Source organism: Blautia sp. ZXY-1-C6 (assembly GCF_056339875.1).
The window spans coordinates 1-3,025 of sequence record NZ_JBWJVQ010000256.1; the positions used below are offsets into that span (position 1 = coordinate 1).

At 39.7% G+C, this 3,025-nt stretch carries 2 protein-coding genes; one reads left to right on the forward strand and one right to left on the reverse strand.

Annotation, left to right across the window (positions count from 1 at the left end; all coding sequences use genetic code 11):
- Positions 1-180: 180 nt before the first annotated feature.
- Positions 181-1,392, reverse strand: a complete 1,212-nt coding sequence (locus AC075J_RS16560; RefSeq protein WP_008703714.1) for a hypothetical protein — start codon at positions 1,390-1,392, stop codon at positions 181-183.
- Positions 1,393-1,675: 283 nt separating this feature from the next.
- Between AC075J_RS16560 and AC075J_RS16565 the strand changes: the two genes are divergently transcribed.
- Positions 1,676-3,025 (forward strand): efflux RND transporter periplasmic adaptor subunit (locus tag AC075J_RS16565; protein WP_476390519.1); only part of this gene is annotated, 1,350 nt, incomplete at its 3' end.

Genomic DNA, 3,025 nt, shown 5'->3' on the forward strand with positions numbered 1-3,025 from the left:
AACGGGGATGTAAAAAGAATAAGACAAAGATTAAAAAGACCACCATATCATAGAATGATTCGGGAAAGGAACATTTCTGTGATATGGTGGCCTTTTTAGTTGTTTAACCAAACTGCGAAGCAGTTATTTGGTTATGAGCAAGTAGCGGAAGCGGATTGCGAATATCCGATTGACTAATCGTTAATTGGAACTGCTTTCAGTAGAAGTATTATCATCTGTCTGCTTATCTGTATCGGCAGAAATATTTTCATCCTCAGAATCAGAAGTCTCGAGAGGAGAATCTGTCAAAGTACCGAAAATAGCATTTCCCAAAGTATTTCCCTCATCCTGAAGTTTCCAGGATACCCCATCATTGATTAGAACAAAATCTACATCATTGACGGTAGTAACGGTATTATCATTGATGCTGTTCAGAAGAATTTCGAAAGATTTCTCGTATCGTTTCTGGGAGCCATCGATAACTGCGTCAGCAGAAGCCAGATATTTATCAAGCTTTTCCTGATAATCAGCCAGGATCGAATCACTGTCAAAGGTTGTAATTTCAGTTGTAACAGTGGCATTGTATCCATTTTCACTGCTGGATTTAATGACATAATTAAAATTTTTATGAATCTGTTCGGCAAGTGCTGAGGCAATGGAATTTTTTGCAGTATCGGATGTATTCATGATATTTACTACACCCAGATAAGATGTCATTTCTTTCAAATCCAGTTTCTGTAGAGTGTCAAGATAGACGGTCAGGGTATCTTCCGGTGAAAGGATATCCGGATCTGCCAGATCAGCTATAAGACCGCCGACAAGGTCATCTTCCAGAGAATTGGTACGCTGGATCTTCCATTTTTCCTTTTTATCATTGCCTGTATTGACAAGCTGTATGTTACAGTCTGTCTCAGCTGTATCATAGTCATTTGTGTTTAAAAGATGATTCAGGATCAGATAATGAGCCTCAAGAGATCTGGAAGAATCTTTGATATTTCCTTTTTGTGCCTGGGCTGACTCTGTGATCTGTGTCCGGAGAAGTTCTGCTTTAAAATCTCTGGCAAGAACTTTGGAATCGATTGTGGTCAGTTTGACAGAAACAGTGGCAGAATGATTGGTTGTGCCGACGATGACATCCGAAATTTTGTAATTAAATTTCCGGAAAAAGAGAGAAAAGGTTTTATTGATTTCATCAGTTAAATCAGTATTCTCTGTGGCATCGGGGAACAGCTCTGTATAGGGTATGTATTTTTGCGTAGTTTCTGAATCGAGATTTTTTAACTGATCCAGTTCATTTCTGACTACACTCTTTACATCTGACTCATTTTTGCGGAAACAGCCGCTGCTTACAGATACAGCAAAAAGAAAAAATAAGACAGAGAAAAGAAGAATCAGGTGTTTGTTTATATTCATACGTGTTCTTTCCTTTCACAGTGCTTTCTGTGCAACTGTTTGACAGTTACTTTTCTGTTTATTTTAACAGATTTTGTACTGACTGTCAAAAAAGTGAAAAAGGTGAACGAAATTCATAAGAAAAACGTGAAAAAATTGTGAAAAATGTTGCCACTTGATTACAAAGCTTTTATTTTAAGGCAGAATCTGCTATGATAGGAAAGTGAATAATAATGATATAAAAAAGCAGTAGTGTATAATAGATGTTAGCCTGAACAAGGTGACAATATCAAGGAGGCAATTTATGAAGAAACGTATTATTATCGTTTTGGGAATCCTGATTGCAGCAGGTGGTATCGGAACCGGAGTCTGGTATCACTTTAAAGGAAACGGTCAGAGTGGAACCGGTGATTCTATTGTGTATGTGTCAAAAGTAAGTGTGATCACCGGATCTGAAACAACAGCGGTAAATCGGTTTGCCGGTGTGGTAGAACCGCAGAAAACTGTAAACGTAAAAATAGAAAGTGGACGAAAAGTAAAAGAAGTGGAAGTTAAGACCGGAGAAGAGGTAAAGGCCGGACAGCTTCTTTTTGAATATGATCTCAGCAGTATTGAGGATGATCTGAAGCAGGCGCAACTGGATCTGGATAGATTAAAAAATGAACAGATCAGCCTGACAGAACAGATAGCTACGCTGGAAGCGGAGAAGAAAAAAGCAAAGGCCGAAGATCAGTTGTCCTATACCATTGAAATCGAGACTAACAAAATGAATCTCAAGAAGAATGAATATAGTCAGAAGAGTAAACAGTCTGAAATTGATAAACTTCAGAGCGCAACACAGAATACAGAGGTTCGAAGTGAAATAGATGGTGTGATACAGAAAATTGACACTTCCAAAATGACAAGTGACGACGGTGATTCTGTGGATGACAGCAGTGCAATGGACAGTAGCATGTCGTCAGGTGACGGAAGTTCGGACAGTTCTGCATTTATTACAATTCTCAGTACAGGTGCTTACAGAGTAAAAGGTAAAGTTAATGAACAGAACAGGGATTCTATTGTACCCGGAGAGGCAGTGATCATCCGTTCCAGAGTAGACAGCAGTAAAACATGGAAAGGAACGATGGGATCCGTAGATGTGAATAATGGAACTTCAGATGACAGCAGTAATGATATGTATATGGGTATGGCAAGTACCAGTTCCGATGATCAGACAACGTCTACTTCTTATCCTTTTTATGTGGAATTGGATTCCTCTGAGAATCTGATGCTTGGACAGCATGTGTACATAGAACGTGACATCGGACAGGATGAGAAAAAAGATGGTCTGTGGCTCAGTGATTACTATATTCTGGACACAGATACCAATGAACCGTATGTATGGGCAGCCAGCGATAAGAACAGACTGGAGAAGCGTTATGTAACACTTGGAGAACATGATGATGATCTTGGAGAATATAAGATTGTTGAGGGCCTTACAAAGAAAGATGCGATTGCATTCCCGACAGCGGCTCTGGAAGAAGGCGAAAAAACAGAGATCGGAGATCTGGCTCAGACAATGAGCGGAGGCGCGGACGGGATTACAGATATGGATGCTGATCATGGAAATATGGATGATGAACAGCCAGATTCCGCAGATGGGGAAGCCTATACA